This window comes from Rhodococcus sp. p52 (genome assembly GCF_000763325.2).
In the GTDB taxonomy this organism is placed as follows: domain Bacteria; phylum Actinomycetota; class Actinomycetes; order Mycobacteriales; family Mycobacteriaceae; genus Rhodococcus; species Rhodococcus pyridinivorans.
Genome location: NZ_CP016819.1, coordinates 1,148,458 through 1,167,587, shown reverse-complemented (window position 1 = coordinate 1,167,587; position 19,130 = coordinate 1,148,458). Strand labels below are relative to the sequence as shown.

Below are 19,130 nucleotides of genomic sequence, written 5' to 3'. Positions count from 1 at the left end.
GATGCACACGTGTCGTATCACCTCTTTGTCACCAGATAGGAATGCCATGTCTGATTACAGGTCTCGAATCGTCACCCAAGGTGTGGAGCGGGCGCTGCACCGCTACCAACTGCGGTCGACCGGCCTCGACGACCAGGCGATCGAGCAGCCGTTCGTCGGTGTCGCTCATACGCTGGGCGAGGTCAGCCCCTGCTCGCAGTCGCTGAAGTCACAGGTCGACGCCGCGAAGCTCGGTATCGAGGTCGGCGGCGGCACAGCGCGGGAGTTCTCCACGATCTCGGTGTCCGACGTCCTCACCCAGAACCACGAGGGCATGCGGTACTCGCTCATGTCGCGGGAGGCCATCGCGGATTCGGTGGAGATCGTGATGCGCGCTCAGCAGTACGATGCCCTCGTCGGCGTGGGGGCGTGCGACAAGACGATCCCGGGCATGCTCATGGCGATGGTGCGGCTGAACGTGCCGAGTCTGTTCCTGCACGGCGGAACGATGCTGCTCGGGTTCGTCGGTGGCAAGCCCACCAACCCCTTAGCGGTCCTCGAAGGCGTCGGAAAGGTCCAGGCGGGTCTGATGAGTGCCGACGAGTTGGAAAACATGGCGCGCGAGATCCAGTCGACCGTCGGCTCCTGTCCCGGCCAGTTCTCGTCCGGCACCGGCGGTGCCTATGCGGAGGTCCTGGGGCTGGCCCCGCTGGGGACCACCACCATCCCCGCCGCGTACACCGAGCGCCAGGCAGTGGCGCGCCGCGCCGGTGAGCAGTTGATGGAGAATCTGCGACGAGGTGGCCCGTTGCCGCGCGAGGTGGTGACCCGACGCAGTCTCGAGAACGCGGCTGCAGTGGTGGCCGCCACCGGCGGCACGACGAACGCGGCACTGCACCTGCCCGCCATTGCCCACGAAGCCGGAATCGACTTCCGGATGAAAGATCTGGCAGAGGTCTTCCACCGCACGCCGCACATCGCCGCGCTTACTCCCGGCGGCCCGTACGTGCCGCACGACCTGCACCAGGTGGGGGGAGTTCCCGTGGTACTCAAGGCGTTGCTGGACGGCGGCTACCTCCACGGTGACGCATTGGCGTTCGACGGGCGGACGCTCGCCGCCGCACTTGCTGAGGTGGCAGAACCCGATGGTGATGTGGTGCGCCGCACCGACGACCCGATCCGTGCGTCCGGCGGATTGGTCGTCCTGACCGGAAGTCTCGCCCCGGACGGCGCGGTGATCAAGGTGTCGGCGGCCCCCAGCCTGTCGTTCGAGGGCACTGCCCGGGTCTTCGAGCACGAGCAGGACGCATATCGCGCGGTCCGGCGGCGCGAGTACTCCGAGGGTGATGTCCTCGTTATCCGTAACGAGGGCCCCAAGGGCGGTCCGGGCATGCGGGAGATGTTGAGCGTGACGTCGGCGATTGTCGGTCAGGGGATGGCGGAGAAGACGGCGCTGGTAACCGACGGGCGGTTCTCCGGGGGAACCCGCGGGCTGTGTGTCGGTCACGTGTGCCCGGAGGCCGCCGACGGTGGTCCGATCGCGCTAGTCGAGAACGGCGATCGCATTCGTATCGACGCGGTGGCCGGCACGATCGACCTCCTTGTCGACGACGAAGAACTGGAGCGTCGTCGACGCGAGCTGACTCCGCGGGTCCGCGACACGGCCTTGGCCGGAGTATCCGAGAAGTACGCGCGGTTGGTGGGCTCCGCGGACAGGGGAGCGGTTACTCACAGCGGCAACCTGCATTGGGCGGTCGAAACGCCTGCGGACGAGTGATGCATCGCAGCTTGATCTTCTTGGACAACTGGATTGGAAAGAAGGCACCTTCCGACATGGTGACGAAAATGCGCACTGCCCTGAAAAATGTTCCTTACCTGTGGAGCATGTTGGATCTGCGCATCCCGCCTGCCGACCCCATCGAACGAGTCCTCAACAAGTGCGTGACGATCGAGGACCTCAGGGACGCGGCGCGGGTGCGTGCTCCCCGCCCGGTCTTCGACTTCGTCGACGGGGCCGCCGGCACCGAACGTAGTTCGGCGCGGGCACTCGAGGCGTTCGATCGGGTGTACAACCACCCTGGACCCGTCGGCGCCACCGCCGGCATCGATGTCGATCTGTCGGTCGAGGTCTTCGGCAAGCGCCAGGCGATGCCACTCGTCCTCGGCCCTACCGGGTTTACGCGGCTTTCGCACTCAACTGGTGAGCTGGCAGTGGCGAGGGCTGCCGGTGCTGCCGGAATTCCCTACACGTTGTCCACACCGGCCACATATTCCATAGAGGATGTCGCCGGAATCGACCCGCGGCCCGATTTGTGGTTTCAACTGTATGTATTGCGTGACCGTGCACTGACGCTCGACTTGTTGCACCGGGCCGAAATAGCGGGGTACCGCGTTCTGGTGCTCACGGTGGATACACCTGTCGCTGGGGACCGACGTCGTGACAGCCGGAACGGATTCACCATCCCCGCGAAGGTTCGATTCGGGAACATGCTTCGAATGGCGCGACACCCCGGATGGATCAAAGGGGTGGCGACATCGGAGCCGCTCGACCTGGCGTCCTTTCCGTTGGCCGGACAAGGCGATATATGGTCGCGCATGAAAGCGGTCACGGACTCGAATTTCGGGTTCGACGAGATCTCGTGGGTTCGGGAGGTGTGGGACGGGCCTCTCGTCGTCAAGGGGCTACTCGATCCACAGCTCGCGCGCCGGGCGGTTGACCTCGGCGCCGACGGTGTTGTCGTCTCGAACCACGGGGGCCGCCAGCTCGACCGGACCGTCGCACCTCTCGACGCGCTCGGGCCAGTGCTTGACGCCGTCGGTGCGGACGCGTCGGTATTTCTCGACGGTGGGGTACGTGAGGGCGCCGATATCGCTGCCGCCGTTGCCTTCGGTGCCACCGCTGTCCTGGTCGGCCGCTCGTACCTGTACGGCCTCATGGCGGCCGGGGAGCGTGGGGTTCAGCACGCGATCGACATTTTCCGTACCGGTCTCGACCACCACCTTCGGCTCCTCGGCGTCGATGCAGTGATGAAGTTGGACCAACGCCACGCCTCCTTGGCACCGAGCCCCCTCGGAGACGCGGTATGGTCTCGCTTCGACCCGGCCCCACTTCGGGTTGTCCCGCAGACCCCGTAGACGCAGTAGTTCGGCGATCCCCTGATCTCACAGGATCTCCGGCGCTGAAGTCGCCGAAACCACCTACACCGCTCCGGGCTCCCGGCGTTGAGGCGCTGACTTCCCGCTGTCGACGTCAACGTCGAGAGTCCGGTACGACTCGTCTATGCGTTTGCGGCCCGCAACTCATCGCGGTCGATGTTGCGCTTGAGGATCTTGCCCGTCGAGCCCTTGGGAAGTTGCTCGACGAACCGGACGATGCGCGGAACCTTGTATGCGGACAGCTTCTTCCGGGACCACTCGGTGACCTCGGACTCGGTGAGGTCGGAACCGGGCTTGCGGGTGATGACGGCGGCGACCTCCTCGCCGTAATGATCGTCGGGGACACCGACCACAGCCGCCTCGACGATGTCGGGATGCTGGTAGAGCACCTCTTCGACCTCGCCCGGGTAGACGTTGTACCCGCCGCGGATGATCAGATCCTTGAGACGGTCCACGATGCGCAGGTCGCCCTCGTCGTCGAACTCACCGAGGTCGCCGGTCCGGAACCAACCGTCCTCGGTCGATACCGCGGCGGTCGCGTCGGGCCGGTTCCAGTAGCCCTTCATGACGGTGTCGCCCTTGATGTAGATCTCTCCGACGGTGCCCGCAGGACAGGGTGCGCCCTCGGGATCGCGGACCTCGACCTGCAGTCGCGGCACGGCACTGCCGGTATAACCGATCTTGCCGCCGCGTTCGATGTCGTTGAATGTGCCCAGTGCGGTGGTCTCGGTCAGGCCATAACCTTCGAGAATGGTGCAGCCGAAACGGGCTTCGAATGCGCGCGCGATCTCGCCCGGTAGTGAAGCACCACCGGACACCGCGACGCGGAGATGGGCGAAGTCGGCGGCGTCGGCGTCCCCCGCGGAGTGCAGCATGGCATTCCACATCGTCGGCACTCCGCACATGACGGTCAGTTCGTCCCGGCGCATCATGTCGATCATGCCGTCGGGAGTGAATCTGCTCAGCAGCGACAGCGAACCGCCGCTGGTGAACGCGGCCATCATGACCGACGCCTGCCCGAACACATGGAACAGGGGGAGGCCGGTGCCGACGCGGTCGATGGAGGTACTACCTGCGGCGGCTGCGCCGATCTCTCCCGCTGCCAGCAGGTTACCGACGGAAAGTTGTGCACCCTTGGGTTTTCCGGTAGTTCCGGAGGTGTAGAGGATGGCTGCAGTAGCGTCGGGTTCGAGGTCCGCGACATCCGCGATCGGCTCGGCGGTGCAGTCCCCGCCGGGCTCGAGAGCCCGATACGCGATACCGACGGTCGTGGCGGCATCGGCGGCGGCAGGTCCCAGCTCGTGTCGGCCGACGACAAGTGCAGCCCCCGAATCGGTAATGTAGTACTCGATCTCCTCGGCAGTGGACATGGTGTTCACAGGAACCACCACGGCGCCTATCGCCTGAATTCCCATATATGCCACGACGAATTCGGGTGACGACGGAGCCAGAAGGAGGACCCGGTCGCCCGCGGAAATACCACCGTTGCGCAGCATGCCGGCATATCGGAGGCACTTCTGTTCCAGCGCAGTATAAGTCCACGGACCGGTCTCGGTTCGTAGGGCGACGGCATCGTCGGCTCGTGCGGCATGACGGGGAATCGGATCGAGCAGGTTGGGCATCTGGTGTCCGCCTTCCGGGTACGAGGGGATGTGTGACGGGGATCTCACTCGATCACAACTTGAATCCGACGTCAATATGCCGATCCGGATGTCGGTGGGTTCCCCGGACTTCGGGGGTGATGTCGGCCGCATGCCGCGTAGCGACGTGGCCGTTGTGCGTTGCACCGTGAACGAGCGGTAAAAGGTACGTGCTGAAAGACTTTGCGCGGTCGAGGTTCTCCCGCCTGCAGGGAGCCGGCCGGATCAATCTCCGGCGACGACGCGCGCGATCGACTCGGCGACCATGACCGGCTTGTCGGAACCTTCCCGCTCGATGATCTGTGTGGTCGTGACCTGGACGTCACCGGCGACCTCGTTCACGGAGGCAACCGTGACGCGCATACGGATCCGAGAGCCGACCGGAACCGGAGCGGGGAAACGGACCTTGTTGTAGCCGTAGTTCAGACCGTGCGCGAAACCGTCGAATGCAAGCAATCGGCCGGACAGGTATGGACCCAGCGAAAGGCTGAACAACCCGTGCGCGATGGTGCTACCCAACGGGCTCGCCGCGGCTCTCTCGGGGTCGATATGGATCCACTGATGGTCGCCGGTCGCGTCGGCAAAAGCGTTCACGCGCTCCTGGGTGATCTCGTACCACTCGGTCGGTCCGAGTTCTTTTCCGATGAGCGCAGCGAGATCGGCAGCCGTACTCGGGCGGACGGGAAGGGTGGTCGTGTCCATGTTTCTCCCTGACGCAGGTCGACAGTGTGCAGATCGCGGGGATGGCGCCAGAATTCGACGAGAACGCACAGGGGTTGAACTTGACGCCGGATTCAACTATACATGAGGGAAGAGAGATGCATCACATCCGGATGCTCCGAAGGCCCAGCGGGTCGGCCAGGGCCGACCCGCTGGGCGTAGCCGGTGCGGGACCGGCACGAGAATCCATCGACACGAAAGCGGGCCGGGAGTGCAGGTTGCAGGCAAAGTAGCTGTCGTCACCGGGGGCGGCGGGGGGATCGGGGGCGCGATCGCACGGGCGCTCGTCGACGAGGGTGCGCGGGTCGTCGTCGCCGACCTCGATGCCGCAGCCGCTGGGACCGTTGTCGACAAGATCGTCGCCGATCATCCGGGTGCCGCGGTCGCCGCCGACGGTGACGTCTCGAAGACCGAGATCGTCACCGATCTGATCACGCTGGCGGAGAAGGAATTCGGTCCGGTCGACCTCTACTTCGCAAACGCCGGCATCACGGGGACGCCGGGACTCGGAGCCGACGACGCCGCATGGGACCTGTCGCTCGATGTGAACCTGCGCGCCCACATCCGCGCCGCGCAACTACTGGTACCGGGATGGGTCGGGCGCGGCGAGGGTTATTTCGTCAGCACTGCTTCCGCTGCCGGACTACTCACGCAGGTCGGTTCGGCCACCTACTCAGTGACCAAGCATGCAGCAGTCGGTTTCGCCGAATGGCTCAGCGTCACCTACGGCGACCGAGGCGTGAAAGTCAGCTGCCTGTGCCCGCAGGGCGTCAACACCAAGCTTCTGTTCCCGGACGACAGTGCACCGGACGGCCTGGCGGATATCGGGGCGAAGGCAGTCACCACTGCCGGGGAAATCCTCGAACCTGCCCAAGTCGCTGCGGACGTCCTCGCCGCGATCGACGACGAGCGTTTCCTCGTCCTGCCGCATCCCCAGGTCCTCGACATGTACCGCCGTAAGGGCGCCGACTACGACCGATGGTTGCGCGGCATGCGCCGCTACCAGGCGTCCCTCCAGGAGGGCTGACATCGGGCCGGCCCTTCCCGAACGAGCTTGTTCACCGAATCCCATGCCACCATCAGGAGCGTCACATGTCCCTGTTCGACCTTTCGGAGCACGCCCAGCGGTTGCAGAAGGAACTGCTGGATTTCATGGACATGCATGTGTATCCGGCCGAGGCCGTGTACGACGAACAGATGCGCGCGTCCGGTGATCCACACTTCCAGCCGCCGATTCTCGAAGAGCTCAAAGCCGAGGCGAAAAGGCGGGGTCTGTGGAACCTCTTCCACCCCCATCCCGGCACCGGCGGTGGCCTGACGAACCTCGAGTACGCTCCACTGGCAGAGATCATGGGTCGCAGCCACATCGCGTCCGAGGCATGCAACTGCAACGCCCCCGACACCGGCAACATGGAGGTGCTCGAACTCTTCGGCACCGAGGAGCATCGGGAGAAGTACCTGAAGCCGCTGCTCGACGGCACGATGGCTTCCGCATTCGCCATGACCGAGCCGGCCGTCGCCAGCTCCGACGCGACCAACGTCGAGCTGTCGATGGTCAAGGACGGCGACGATTACATCCTCAACGGACGGAAATGGTTCGCCTCCAACGCTCTTCACAAGAACTGCAAAGTGATGATCGTGATGGGCAAAACGGATCCGTCTGCGCCGCCCCACCGGCAGCAATCGATGATGGTGGTGCCGATCGACGCGCCGGGAGTCACCGTGATGCGCGGACTGCCGGTATTCGGTTACCAGGACCGCGAGGGACATGCGGAGATCGACTTCAAGGACGTCCGGGTGCCTTCGAAGGACCTGCTGAAAGGGGAAGGTGAGGGCTTCGCGATCAGCCAGGCCCGTCTCGGGCCGGGACGTATCCACCACTGCATGCGTTCCATCGGAATGGCCGAGCGTGCATTGGCCCTGATGTGCGCACGCGCCCAGTCGCGCGTGACCTTCGGTAAGCCGGTCGCCGACAACGCCAACATCCAGGACTGGATCGCGGAGGCACGCATCGAGATCGAGATGATCCGTCTGCTCACCCTCAAGGCCGCCTACCTCATGGACACGGTCGGCAACAAGGAGACACAGACCGAGATCGCTGCGATCAAGGTTGCGGCTCCGACGATCGCACTGAAGATCGTCGACCGAGCCATCCAGGTACACGGCGGCGGGGGAGTCACCGACGACTTCCCGCTCGCGATGGCCTACGCCCATCTGCGTACCCTGCGTCTGGCCGACGGCCCCGACGAGGTGCATAAACGCGCCATCGCCCGACGCGAGCTGCGGCAGTACCGTGACCTGCGACCGGAAGGCCACTGAACATGATCACCGTCGACCTGACCGGCAGGACCGCCATCGTCACCGGCGCGTCCCGGGGCATCGGGATGGCCGCGGCGCAGGCCCTGGCGACCGCGGGCGCCGCCGTGGTGCTCACCTCCCGCAAGCAGGACGCCGCCGACGCCGCCGCCGCGCAGATCACCGGCAACGCGATCGGTGTCGGCGCACACGCCGTGGGGGAGGACCAAGCACGCCGCTGCATCGATATCACACTCGAAAAGTTCGGTAGCGTCGACATTCTCGTCAACAACGCGGGAACCAACCCCGCCTACGGACCGATGATCGCGCAGGATCACGGCCGGTTCGCGAAGACGATGGACGTGAACCTGTGGGCGCCGCTGCTGTGGACGAGGCTGGCCACCGAAGCGTGGATGGGCGAACACGGTGGGTCCGTGATCAACACCGCCTCGATCGGCGGTCTCGGTCACGAGGCCGACATCGGCTTTTACAACGTGTCGAAGGCAGCGTTGATCTACCTGACCAAGCAGCTCGCTCTGGAGTTGTCACCTGCGATCCGCGTCAACGCTGTCGCGCCCGGTGTCGTGCGGACCAAACTCGCCGAAGCGCTGTGGAAAGAACACGAGAACGAGGTATCGGGGGCGACGGCCCTGGCTCGGATCGGTGAACCCGAGGACATCGCCTCGGCAATTGCCTTCCTCGCCTCCGACGCAGCCGCGTGGATCACCGGTGAAACGATGGTCATCGACGGTGGCCAGCGGCTCGGCGATGCCCGTGCCTACCGGAAGGGAGCGTCGCTCGGTGTCTGAGGCAGTGCGGCGGGAGATCCTCGGGGTGGATCCGGCCGCGGTCACCCGCTGGTTCGGCGAGTTGGGCATCGACATCACCGGCGAACTGTCGTTCGACCGCATCGGCCTCGGTCAGTCCAATCTCACGTATCTGGTGCGCGACGACGGCGGCCGACGGTGGGTGCTGCGTCGCCCGCCGCTCGGCCACCTACTGGCCTCTGCGCACGACGTCGCCCGCGAGGCACGGATCATGTCGGCGCTCGAACACACGGACGTGCCTGTGCCGCGGATCTTCGGTGTCGCCCAGGACCCTGCGATATCGGACGTGCCACTGGTGCTGATGGAGTTCATCGACGGCATGGTCGTGGACACGATGGAAGTCGCAGAGTCGCTGACGCCGCAGCGGCGCCGCGAGATCGCGGTGGCACTACCCCGCACGCTCGTCGAGATCCACGCGGTGGACCTGGCGCATGTAGGGCTGGACGATCTGGCCAGTCACAAACCCTATGCGGCGCGGCAGCTCAAGCGCTGGTCCGGTCAATGGGAGCAGTCGAAGACCCGGGAACTACCGGAGCTCGACGACCTCACCCGGAGACTGATCGCCGCGATACCCGAACAGACCGAGATCTCGCTCGTACACGGCGACTTCCACTTGCGCAACGTGATCGTCTCCCGCGACACCGGCGACGTGATCGGCGCGCTGGACTGGGAGCTGTCGACTCTCGGCGACCCGTTGGCGGATATGGGATCGTTGCTCGCCTACTGGCCGCAGCCCGGTGAGACCACCGGGGGTGATTTCCCGGCCTCGACGCTCGAGGGATTCCCGAACCGTGACGAACTCGCCCGGATCTACCTCGACGCAAGCGGGCGGGACCCGCAGGCGTTGAAGTTCTGGCACGTCCTCGGATTGTGGAAGGTGGCGATCATCGCCGAGGGCGTGATGCGCCGGGCCATGGACACGCCGGCCAACAGGGCAGCCGCGGGCACCCCCACCGTGGAACGGATCGACGCACTCGTGCACAAGGCACGTGAGATAGCGGCCGCAGCCGGCATCTGATGCCGTAGCGGCGCGCTCGGACATCACGAAGACGTCGAGAACTCGTGACGGACGAGACGGCCATTGCCGCTTCCGGCACCGCAGGACAACAGGCACCCCGCGATCACTGCGACGCGCAGCCGCCCCGTAGGCGGCCCGGACCGGGCACCACCATCCATCGGCACCAGTTGAGGAGAACAGATGAAGGCTTGGCGTGTGAGCCAACTCGGAGAGCCCCGCGCTGTCCTGAAACTCGAGGACGTCGCAGAACCCACCGCCGGTGACGGCCAGGTACTGGTGAAGGTGCTGGCCGTGCCGGCGAACTTCCCCGATGTCCTGCTGTGCAGGGGCAAGTACCAGATCACGCCGCCGCTGCCGTTCACACCGGGTGTCGAACTGTGCGGTGAAGTCGTTGCAGTGGGAGAAGGTGTCACTCGCGCCGCGCTCGGTGATCGGGTCGTCGGAACGCCGGTACTGCCGCACGGCGGATTCGCGGAGTACGCAGTAATGGAGCAAGCCAACGTGTTTCCCGCGCCCGAAGCGCTGGACGACGCTGCGAACGCCGCGCTGACCATCGGATATCAGACAGCCTGGTTCGCATTGCACCGCCGCACGCAGATCGCCGCGGGCGACTATCTGCTCGTGCATGCGGCTGCCGGTGGAGTCGGCAGCGCGGCCGTGCAGCTCGGTAAGGCCGCGGGTGCGACCGTCATCGGTGTCGTCGGCGGGCAGGAGAAGGCCGCCTATGCCAAGGAGCTCGGTGCCGATCTCGTGATCGACCGGCACACCGAGGATTTCGTGCCGATCGTGAAGGATTTCACCGGTGGGCACGGTGCGGACATCGTGTTCGATCCGGTCGGCGGGGACGCGTACGCCGGCTCGGCCAAGTGCATCGCTTTCGAGGGCCGCATCGTCGTCATCGGTTTCGCGGGTGGCACCATCCCCCAACCGGCGCTCAACCACGCGCTGATCAAGAACTACTCGATCGTCGGCCTGCACTGGGGTCTCTATCAATCGAAGAACCCGGCCGTGACCGACGTGTGCCACGCCGAACTGACCCGGCTCGCCGACGAGGGGTTGCTCGTCCCGCTGATCGGCGAACACCTCTCTCTGGGTGATGTGTCGGACGGGGTGGGTCGACTCGGCGACGGTACGACAGTGGGCCGTCTCGTCTTCCAACCCTGATCCGACCGGGAAGTCGGGCCGATACGGCCGGAAACCGTTGAGCGCCCTCGTTTGCCGAGATCTCCGAGCGGGGAAAGCGCATCGGTGACGCGACGGCCCGACCGCGTCCCGACATGTTCACGGCAGCAGGAAAACGCATGTTCACACGCTTGACATGAACGTCAATGTAAAGCAGCCTGTGTGCGGTATCACATCGAGAACTGGAGATGATTCATGACACGAACAATTCCGGCGGACAAGGCCTCGGAACGACAGAGTCGCCGGTCTCATCGCAAGCTTCTGGGCGCCGGGCTGATCGGCAGCTCGATCGAGTGGTACGACTTCTTCATCTACGGCACCGCAGCGGCGCTGGTGTTTCCGAAGATCTTCTTCCCGGACACGTCGGCCATGGTGGGTACTCTGCTGGCATTCAGCACCTTCGCGGTCGGTTTCGTCGCCCGCCCTCTGGGCGGGATTATCGCCGGCCACTACGGAGACAAGATCGGCCGCAAGCCGATGGTGCTCATCTGCTTGATCACGATGGGTATCGCAACTTTCGCGATCGGCTGCCTGCCGTCGGCGAGCGTGATGGGTATCGCCGCGCCGATACTGCTGGTGACCCTACGATTCGTCCAAGGTCTGGCCTGCGGCGGCCAATGGGGCGGAATCGTCCTGCTGCTCACCGAATCGACCGGCCCGAAGAAGCGTGGTTTTGCCGGTACGTTCGGCCAGATGGGCGTTCCCCTCGGCCTGGCCCTGGGCAACCTCGCGATGATCCTCGCCAATTCGGTCATGTCGGATGCGGCATTCCTCAGCTGGGGTTGGCGGATCCCGTTCTGGGCCAGCGCGCTGCTCTTCCCGGTCGTGCTCTACATCCACACTCGTGTGGAGGACTCCGCGGAGTTCCGCCAGCTGCAGGCCGAAGTCGAAAGCAAGCGCAACACGGAGGAGCACATCGCGCAGGCTCCGCTCGCGGAGGCCGTTCGTGTGCACTGGCGGATGATCCTGCTGGGGGCAGGCCTGCTGGCCGCCACCAATTCGGCGTTCTACGTCTCGATCGCCGGATTCCTCAGCTACGGCACCCAGCCGGCTGCGCAGGGAGGCCTGGGGATGAGCCGGAATGTGATCCTGGTGTGCATTCTGTCCACCTCGGTGCTCATGCCGATCGTGATCATGCTGGCAGGCAAATTCTCCGATTCCGTCGGCCGCCGACCGTTGATCCTCGTCGGCGCCGCTCTTCTGATGGCGTGGGCCTTCCCCTTCTTCTGGCTCGCGAATTCGGCCTCGGGTCCGTTGTTGTTCATCGCCATGGTCGTCAGCAGCGTCGGGCAGGCACTCACCTACGGGCCTCTCGCTGCCTTCATGGGTGAGTTGTTCGAGCCGCGGGTGCGCTACTCGGGTGCATCCCTGGCCTACCAACTCGCGGCCGTGGCGGTTTCCGGAGTCGCGCCGCTGGTGATGACCTGGATCGTGGCCGAAACCGCGTCGACGGTAGGTGTGTCGATCTACATCGGGGCGATGGCGGCGGTCACTCTGGTGTGCGCCTGGCTTCTCCCGGAGACCAACCACAGGGTCGTGCGAGAAGATCCGGATGCCGTCCCCGGCATTCGTGTCGCCGCGTGATCCCTGCCGACGTCCTTGAAGGCGAGCCCGTGCCCCAGCAGACTCTGTGCGTGAGCAACGTACAGGATCATGCCCGTGCCAGGCGTAAGGATGCCGGAGGCGAACGCCGCAACCAGCTTCTCTCCGCTGCCGCCGAATGCTTCGACGAGGTGGGGGTCGGGGCCGTCACCGTGGAGATGATCGCCGCCCGTGCACACACGTCACGCCCGACGTTCTATGCCTACTTCCGCTCCAAGGAGGAGATCTTCCTGGCGGTGGTCGAGAAGATCGCCGATGAACTGACGGAGGCGCAGTTCCTCGAAGGTATCGAGACGGCTGCACCGGCCGAAGTGCTCGCCGCCACCACACGGGCGTATGCCGAGGTCATCTTCACCCACGGAGGGCTGGTCGGGCTCATCGATGTCGCCGCTTCGGTGAACCCGGAGGTCGAGGCCATCTGGGGCAGCGTGCGCCGCCGCACCATGCGGCGATTCGCCAACTACCTCAATGGTCTCGACTCCGACCTGATCGACCCGGCAGTCGCACCCGAGCGACTGGTACTGATGATCGCCGACTCGATCCACCATGGCGCGAAGCGATTGGTACACAGCTCGCCGGAGGAGAAGCAGCAGTTCATCGCCGATCAAATCCTCCTCACCGAACGGCTGGTCGGTATCGGCGCCCGCCCCGCTCGGGACACACACTCCGAAGAAAGGTGACCATGTCCGACCGTATCGAGTCCGCGCTGGCCCAGATTCGCGCCCTACAGGAGAAGAACTGGCCGGCGCAGGTACCGCGTGAATTCACCTATCCGGCGGGCACACCGGCGCTCGCCGAGCACCTGCGACATTGGGCGCGCGAGCGTCCGGACACCGTCGCCATCTCTTTCTACGGTCGCGACATCACCTACGCCGCCTACGACGAGATGTCCGACAGATTCGCCGGGTGGCTCACGTCCATCGGCGTGCAGCCCGGGCAACGCGTCGGAGTGCACCTGGGCAACTGCCCGCAGTTCCACATCGCGATGCTCGGGATCCTCAAGGTCGGCGCCGTACATGTTCCGATCAATCCGCTGTTCAAGGAACACGAACTGCGCCACGAACTCGACGATGCCGGCGTCGGGACGCTGCTCACGCAGACGGACCTGCGCGAGCTGGTCGAGACGGTGCGTGCCGACACGCCGGTGCAGACCGTCGTGACAACGGCACTGGGAGATCTCCTTGAGGCTGCACCGACAGTTCCGGTTCCGTTCGACCCCGACGACCGGGAAGGGTCGGATTGGGCCGACCTGATGGCGGCGCCTCGCCACGTCGGCGGACCGAGCGACCCCGATGCGCTCGCCGCGCTGAACTACACCGGCGGAACCACGGGGATGCCCAAAGGCTGCGAGCACACACAGCGTCACATGGCCTACACCGCTGCAACTGTCACGATGTCCGGTGGGCGGATCCCCGGGGATCCCGACTGTGTGAGCCTGAACTTCCTGCCCGTCTTCTGGATCGCGGGGGAGGACTTCGGCATCCTCAAACCGCTGATCAACGGCCAAACCGTGGTGCTGATGACGCGGTGGGATCCGACGGCTGCAGCGGCATTGATCGCCGAGCACAAGGTCACCGACACCGTCGCAACCGTCGACAGTTACCTCGAGATGATGAACCGGCCCGATTTCGACGGCGCCGACTTCACGTCTTTGCACAATCCCCTCGCCGTCTCCTTCGTCACCAAGCTCTCGCCGGAGATCCGGCGCCTGTGGCGGGAGGCTACGGGTGGTGTGCTGCGCGAAGCGTCGTACGGCATGACCGAAACACACACCGGTGACACCTTCACGCTGGGTTTTCAGGACGAGGACCACGACCTGCACGCCGAACCCGTGTTCTGCGGATTTCCGGTGCCGGGTACCGACATTCTCATCGTCGACGAGCAGGGCGTGCCGGTGCCTGTTGGGGAAAGTGGCGAGATCATCGTGCGCAGCCCCTCGATTCTCACGGCCTATTACGGACGTCCCGACGCGACAGCCGAGTCGATTCGTGATGGCTGGTTGTACACCGGCGACATCGGTCGTATCGACGAGCGCGGAGCGCTGCACTACCTCGCGCGCACGAAGGAAATGATCAAGATCAACGGAATGAGCGTGTTTCCCACCGAGGTCGAGTCGTTGCTGATGTTGCACGCCGGAGTCGAGTCGGTGTCGGTGGTCCCGCGTCCGGACCCCGAGCGAGGACAGGTTCCGGTGGCGTTCGTCGTACCGGCCGACGACAGCGTGACCGAAGAAGCGCTCACGGCCTGGGCCCGCGAGAACATGGCCCGCTACAAGGTGCCGGACATCCTGCTCGTCGCCGAGATGCCGATGACGGCCACCGGCAAGATCCGCAAGGGCGTGCTGCTCGAGCGCGCCGCAGAACTGAAGCCCGGAACGGAGTCCTGACCGATGAAGCTGCTGATCGCCAACCGTGGTGAGATTGCACTGCGCGTCATCCGTACCGCCCGGGAGATGGGAATCGCCACCATCGCGGTGTACGCCGACGACGACGCCGGGACACCGCACGTCGGTGCGGCAGACCACGCTGTGCGGCTGCCCGGGTCCGGACCGGCCGCCTACCTGGACATCGACGCGGTCCTCGCCGCCGCCGACGAGTGGGGAGCGGACGCGATCCATCCCGGTTACGGGTTCCTTGCCGAGAACGCGGATTTCGCTCGCGCTTGTGACCGGGCGGGGATCGCCTTCGTCGGCCCCGCCACCGACGTGCTGGACACCTTCGGTGACAAGTCCTCGGCACGCGCTGCGGCACAGCAGGCCGGGGTACCGGTGTTGCCCGCGACCGGCCGGGGCGTGGATGTGGAGGCGGTGCGCGCCTTCGCCGCCGGACAACCAGGAGGCGTGATAATCAAGGCCGTCGCCGGCGGCGGAGGGCGCGGTATGCGCGCCGTTCCGCCCGGCGCCGACATCGATGCCGCCTACCGCGCTTGTGTCGCGGAAGCCGAACTGGGCTTCGGCGACGGACGGGTTTTCGCCGAAGCACTGTTCGGCGGCGCCCGTCACATCGAGGTGCAGGTGATCGGGGACGGCACCACCGCACTGGCGCTCGGCGACCGGGACTGCAGCGTGCAACGCCGTCACCAGAAGCTCGTCGAGATCGCACCGGCGCCCGGCTTGTCCGAGGATCTGCGGGTGCGGTTGCAGTCCGCCGCGAGTGCACTGTGTGCCTCGGTCGGCTACCGGGGTCTGGCCACGGTCGAATTCCTGCTCCGCGACTCCGAATTCGTCTTTCTCGAAGTCAACCCACGTATCCAGGTCGAGCACACCGTCACCGAAGAGGTGACTGGAGTCGACCTGGTGGCCACACAACTCCAACTTGCCGAGGGCAGACCGCTGTCCAGCTGTGGGCTACCTCCCGGAATCATCTGCACCGACGGCGAGGTGACCGGCACGCCGACTGCCGCACAGGGCGTTGCCGTGCAGGCACGGGTGAACCTGGAGACGATGTCTGCGGACGGGTCCGCCGTACCCAGCGCCGGAACCCTGTCCGTCTTCACTCCGCCGACCGGCCCGGGCGTACGGGTCGACACCTTCGGCGTGCCGGGTCTGGTCACCAGTGCACGTTACGACTCGCTGCTGGCGAAAGTCGTCGTGCGGTCGTCGACCACCCTGTCGGCCTTCGCCAAGGCATACGGTGCGCTGGGTGAGTTCGTCATCGAGGGCCCCGCGACCAACATCGCCTTCCTGCGGAACCTGCTCAGCGACGACGAGTTCCGCTCCGGTCCTGTCGACATCGACTTCCTGCGCCGCCGCCTGGGCGACCTCGTACCCGAGTCGGAGGAGCGATCCACGACGGCGGTCGCCGAGGTCGATCTGCTTCCCGGACGAGAGGTGGTGCGGGCACAGATGGCCGGCACCGTGGTCACCGTCGTCGAATCGGGAGCACGGGTGGCCGCCGGTTCGACGCTGGTGGTGCTCGAGGCGATGAAGATGGAGCACGAGATCCTGACCGACGCCTCGACGACAGCTGTCCGAGTGCTCGTCTCGCCGGGACAGACCGTCGGCATCGGCGACCCCCTCGTGGTGCAGGAGCCGCAGGAAGGCGCTCGGGCCGGGGTGTCCGAAACCGAGACGCTCGACCTTGATCGCCACCGCACCGATCTGGACGAGGTGAACGAACGTCACCGCCTCACCCGCGACGAGGCGCGCCCGGACGCGGTGGCCAAGCGCCGGAGCATCGGCCGCCGGACCGCACGGGAGAACATCGAGGATCTGGTCGACCCGTCGAGTTTCGTCGAATACGGGCCGCTCGTCCTGCCGGCACAGCGCAGACGGCGCAGTGAGGAAGACCTGATCGTCAACGGACCGGCCGACGGACTGGTCGGTGGGATCGCCACGATCGGGGCCGATCGCTTCGGTGCCGACCGGGCAGAGACAGTCGTGATGTCGTACGACTACACCGTCATGGCGGGCACACAGGGCTGGCGCAATCATGACAAGACGGATCGACTGCTCGAAGTCGCTACACGCCGGAAGCTCCCCGTGGTGCTCTTCGCCGAAGGAGGCGGTGGACGACCGGGTGAAACCGACCACGACATCGTTGCAGGTCTGGATGTGCCGACCTTCCGCACCCTGGGCGCACTGCGCGGAGTGGTGCCGCTGATCGCGGTCGTCTCGGGCCGGTGCTTCGCGGGCAACGCAGCGCTGGCAGGCGTATGCGATGTGCTGATCGCGACACCGGATGCCAACATAGGCATGGGCGGGCCGGCCATGATCTCCGGCGGCGGACTCGGCGAGTATCCACCCGAGGCGATCGGACCGATCGACGTACAGCGCCGGAACGGTGTCGTGCACCTCGTGGCCGACGACGAAGCGCATGCGGTGGAGTTGGCTCGACGGTATCTGAGCTACTTCCAGGGACCATTGTCCGAATGGGCCGCACCCGACACCCGGCTGGCTCGCCACGTGATCCCGGAGAACCGACTGCGTGCCTACGACGTACACGCGGCGATCGAATCGATCGTCGACGTCGACTCCGTGCTCGAACTGCGTCCCGATTACGCACCGGGAATCGTGACAGCCCTGGTGCGGGTGGAAGGGCGACCGTTCGGCTTGATCGCCAACAGCAGCCGCCATCTCGGCGGAGCCATCGATGCCGAAGGCGCCGACAAGCTCGCCGACTTCCTCGAACTGTGCGAGGAACACCGACTTCCCATGATATCGCTCTGCGACACACCGGGTTTCATGGTGGGTCCCGCCGCAGAGGAGGAAGCCACCGTGCGCCGATTCGCGCGTCTGTTCGTGCTGGGGGCCCGGCTGACCGTGCCGTTCGGAGCAGTGGTGCTGCGCAAGGGCTACGGGCTGGGTGCCATGGCGATGACCGGCGGTAGCTACCGCGCGCCACTGTTCACCGTCGCGTGGCCCACCGGCGAGATCGGAGGCATGGGACTCGAAGGCAGTGTCCGCCTGGGCTACAGCAAGGAGCTGGCAGCTGCACCGACGGACGAAGCCCGTACCGAACTCTACGACCGGTTGGTGACCGACGCCTACAGTCGCGGACGCGCTCTGAGCGCGGCAACCACCTTCGAACTCGACGACGTGATCGATCCGGCGGCGACACGCGACTGGATCCGTACTCTGCACAACTGATTCGACAAGCTTCGAGGCCGGGCCGTACGGCAGGCCGGGGAAGGACGAAAGATATGGACAGGTTTGCCGGGCAGGTCGCGATCGTCACGGGTGCCGGGGGGGGCCTGGGGCGTGCACATGCCCTCGCGCTTGCGGAACGCGGCGTCAGGGTGGTCGTGAACGACATCGGCGACGGGGCCGCCGGGGGGGCGGCCGAGATCGTCGATGCGGGCGGTCACGCGGTCCCATCCGACACCGATATCACCGATGTTGCTGCGGTCCGGACGATGGTCGACGGTGCCGTCGAGCGGTGGGGCCGTATCGACATCCTGATCAACAACGCCGGGATTCTGCGCGACAAGACTTTCGCCAAGATGGAGCTGGCCGACTTCCGCAAGGTGATCGATGTGCACCTGATGGGATCGGTGCACTGCACCAAGGCTGCGTGGCCGCACATGCTGGCACAGGGTTACGGTCGGATCCTGATGACCACCTCGGCGTCCGGAATATACGGGAACTTCGGACAATCCAACTACGGCGCAGCAAAATCCGCGTTGGTCGGCCTGACGAATGTGCTCGCGATCGAGGGGGACCGCAAGGGAATCCGGGTCAATGCTCTGGCCCCGACCGCCGCTACGCAGATGACCGAGGGTCTGCTCCCCGACGACGCTGCCGCTAGACTGGGTCCGGAAACCATCGCGCCCGGGGCGGTCTTCCTGGTCTCCCCGGATGCCCCGAACGGTGTCATCCTCGGCGCCGGCGCCGGCGTATTCGCCGTCTCGCGCATGCTGGAAGCCCGGCCAGTCTTCATTCCCGAGGCCGAGCGCACCGCCGAGACGATCGCCGAGCGTTGGGACGAGATCGCCGATATGACCGACGCGCGCCCTGTGGGCTCGGCCTTCGATCAAACCGACCTGTACGTCGAACTGGCAAAGCGCGCGAACGCCGATTCTTCCTCTTGATTGGTCATGGAGCGTCCGGTCTGCCGACGTCGTGGGGAGTCGACGACCGAGGAACATGCACGAACATGCTCGCCTTGGCCGGCAATGTTCTCGCGACGAGACTCGTTCGCGCCCAGATAACTTCGTCGCGCGGCAGAGGACAACGCTTACCTTGTAATTCGGCACAGGCAATCCCTGTGCAGA

General features: G+C 65.6%; 14 protein-coding genes. 12 read left to right on the top strand and 2 right to left on the bottom strand.

Annotated features, from left to right (window positions below; genetic code table 11):
* Window positions 1-46: 46 nt before the first annotated feature.
* Both IM25_RS05250 and IM25_RS05245 read left to right on the top strand, forming a co-directional pair.
* Window positions 47-1,756, top strand: a complete 1,710-nt coding sequence (locus tag IM25_RS05250; RefSeq protein ID WP_033097499.1) for a dihydroxy-acid dehydratase — start codon at window positions 47-49, stop codon at window positions 1,754-1,756.
* The gene (locus tag IM25_RS05245) at window positions 1,756-3,114 is read left to right on the top strand and encodes an alpha-hydroxy acid oxidase (protein WP_232333404.1); all 1,359 of its coding nucleotides are present in this window, start codon (window positions 1,756-1,758) and stop codon (window positions 3,112-3,114) included. Before IM25_RS05250 ends, IM25_RS05245 begins: the two co-directional genes overlap by 1 nt.
* A gap of 143 nt (window positions 3,115-3,257) precedes the next feature.
* Here the strand turns inward: IM25_RS05245 and IM25_RS05240 are convergent, their stop codons facing one another.
* Window positions 3,258-4,757 carry an AMP-binding protein gene (locus IM25_RS05240; RefSeq protein WP_065995830.1) on the bottom strand — a complete coding sequence of 500 codons (1,500 nt, stop codon included), beginning with the start codon at window positions 4,755-4,757 and terminating at the stop codon, window positions 3,258-3,260.
* Between the two features lie 243 nt (window positions 4,758-5,000).
* Window positions 5,001-5,477 (bottom strand): MaoC family dehydratase, encoded by a 477-nt coding sequence (locus IM25_RS05235; protein ID WP_033097497.1) that lies wholly within the window; start codon window positions 5,475-5,477, stop codon window positions 5,001-5,003.
* A 229-nt stretch (window positions 5,478-5,706) separates the two neighbouring features.
* Here IM25_RS05235 and IM25_RS05230 point away from each other — a divergent pair, with 229 nt between their 5' ends.
* The 10 genes from IM25_RS05230 to IM25_RS05185 all read left to right on the top strand — a co-directional run bounded on the left by IM25_RS05230 (window position 5,707) and on the right by IM25_RS05185 (window position 18,947).
* Entirely contained in the window at window positions 5,707-6,522 is an 816-nt protein-coding gene (locus IM25_RS05230; protein WP_033097496.1) for an SDR family oxidoreductase, read from the top strand.
* Window positions 6,523-6,587: 65 nt separating this feature from the next.
* Window positions 6,588-7,814: an acyl-CoA dehydrogenase family protein gene (locus IM25_RS05225; protein WP_019290707.1), complete on the top strand. Its 1,227-nt coding sequence runs from the start codon at window positions 6,588-6,590 to the stop codon at window positions 7,812-7,814.
* A 2-nt stretch (window positions 7,815-7,816) separates the two neighbouring features.
* On the top strand, window positions 7,817-8,599 hold the full coding sequence (locus IM25_RS05220) for an SDR family oxidoreductase (protein WP_065995829.1): 783 nt from the start codon (window positions 7,817-7,819) through the stop codon (window positions 8,597-8,599).
* Window positions 8,559-9,635 carry a phosphotransferase family protein gene (locus IM25_RS05215; protein ID WP_050993556.1) on the top strand — a complete coding sequence of 359 codons (1,077 nt, stop codon included), beginning with the start codon at window positions 8,559-8,561 and terminating at the stop codon, window positions 9,633-9,635. The genes IM25_RS05220 and IM25_RS05215 overlap by 41 nt, the downstream gene beginning before the upstream one ends.
* 180 nt (window positions 9,636-9,815) lie before the next feature.
* The gene (locus tag IM25_RS05210) at window positions 9,816-10,799 is read left to right on the top strand and encodes an NADPH:quinone oxidoreductase family protein (protein ID WP_019290704.1); all 984 of its coding nucleotides are present in this window, start codon (window positions 9,816-9,818) and stop codon (window positions 10,797-10,799) included.
* Window positions 10,800-11,012: 213 nt separating this feature from the next.
* On the top strand, window positions 11,013-12,401 hold the full coding sequence (locus tag IM25_RS05205; RefSeq protein ID WP_019290703.1) for an MFS transporter: 1,389 nt from the start codon (window positions 11,013-11,015) through the stop codon (window positions 12,399-12,401).
* Window positions 12,398-13,099, top strand: a complete 702-nt coding sequence (locus IM25_RS05200) for a TetR/AcrR family transcriptional regulator (protein WP_230824873.1) — start codon at window positions 12,398-12,400, stop codon at window positions 13,097-13,099. Before IM25_RS05205 ends, IM25_RS05200 begins: the two co-directional genes overlap by 4 nt.
* A 2-nt stretch (window positions 13,100-13,101) precedes the next feature.
* Window positions 13,102-14,805: an AMP-binding protein gene (locus tag IM25_RS05195; protein ID WP_033097494.1), complete on the top strand. Its 1,704-nt coding sequence runs from the start codon at window positions 13,102-13,104 to the stop codon at window positions 14,803-14,805.
* A gap of 3 nt (window positions 14,806-14,808) precedes the next feature.
* A complete protein-coding gene (locus IM25_RS05190) occupies window positions 14,809-18,006 on the top strand; it encodes an acetyl-CoA carboxylase family protein (protein WP_065995828.1) in 3,198 nt (1,065 codons plus the stop codon).
* Window positions 18,007-18,059: 53 nt separating this feature from the next.
* A complete protein-coding gene (locus IM25_RS05185) occupies window positions 18,060-18,947 on the top strand; it encodes an SDR family NAD(P)-dependent oxidoreductase (RefSeq protein ID WP_065995827.1) in 888 nt (295 codons plus the stop codon).
* Window positions 18,948-19,130: the final 183 nt, after the last annotated feature.

Excerpts from the sequence above, each read along its gene's own strand:
- IM25_RS05250 (WP_033097499.1), top strand. The coding sequence starts at position 47 with ATGTCTGATTACAGGTCTCGAATCGTCACCCAAGGTGTGGAGCGGGCG.
- IM25_RS05245 (WP_232333404.1), top strand. The coding sequence starts at position 1,756 with ATGCATCGCAGCTTGATCTTCTTGGACAACTGGATTGGAAAGAAGGCA.
- IM25_RS05240 (WP_065995830.1), bottom strand. The coding sequence starts at position 4,757 with ATGCCCAACCTGCTCGATCCGATTCCCCGTCATGCCGCACGAGCCGAC.
- IM25_RS05235 (WP_033097497.1), bottom strand. The coding sequence starts at position 5,477 with ATGGACACGACCACCCTTCCCGTCCGCCCGAGTACGGCTGCCGATCTC.
- IM25_RS05225 (WP_019290707.1), top strand. The coding sequence starts at position 6,588 with ATGTCCCTGTTCGACCTTTCGGAGCACGCCCAGCGGTTGCAGAAGGAA.
- IM25_RS05220 (WP_065995829.1), top strand. The coding sequence starts at position 7,817 with ATGATCACCGTCGACCTGACCGGCAGGACCGCCATCGTCACCGGCGCG.
- IM25_RS05215 (WP_050993556.1), top strand. The coding sequence starts at position 8,559 with ATGCCCGTGCCTACCGGAAGGGAGCGTCGCTCGGTGTCTGAGGCAGTG.
- IM25_RS05210 (WP_019290704.1), top strand. The coding sequence starts at position 9,816 with ATGAAGGCTTGGCGTGTGAGCCAACTCGGAGAGCCCCGCGCTGTCCTG.
- IM25_RS05205 (WP_019290703.1), top strand. The coding sequence starts at position 11,013 with ATGACACGAACAATTCCGGCGGACAAGGCCTCGGAACGACAGAGTCGC.
- IM25_RS05195 (WP_033097494.1), top strand. The coding sequence starts at position 13,102 with ATGTCCGACCGTATCGAGTCCGCGCTGGCCCAGATTCGCGCCCTACAG.
- IM25_RS05190 (WP_065995828.1), top strand. The coding sequence starts at position 14,809 with ATGAAGCTGCTGATCGCCAACCGTGGTGAGATTGCACTGCGCGTCATC.
- IM25_RS05185 (WP_065995827.1), top strand. The coding sequence starts at position 18,060 with ATGGACAGGTTTGCCGGGCAGGTCGCGATCGTCACGGGTGCCGGGGGG.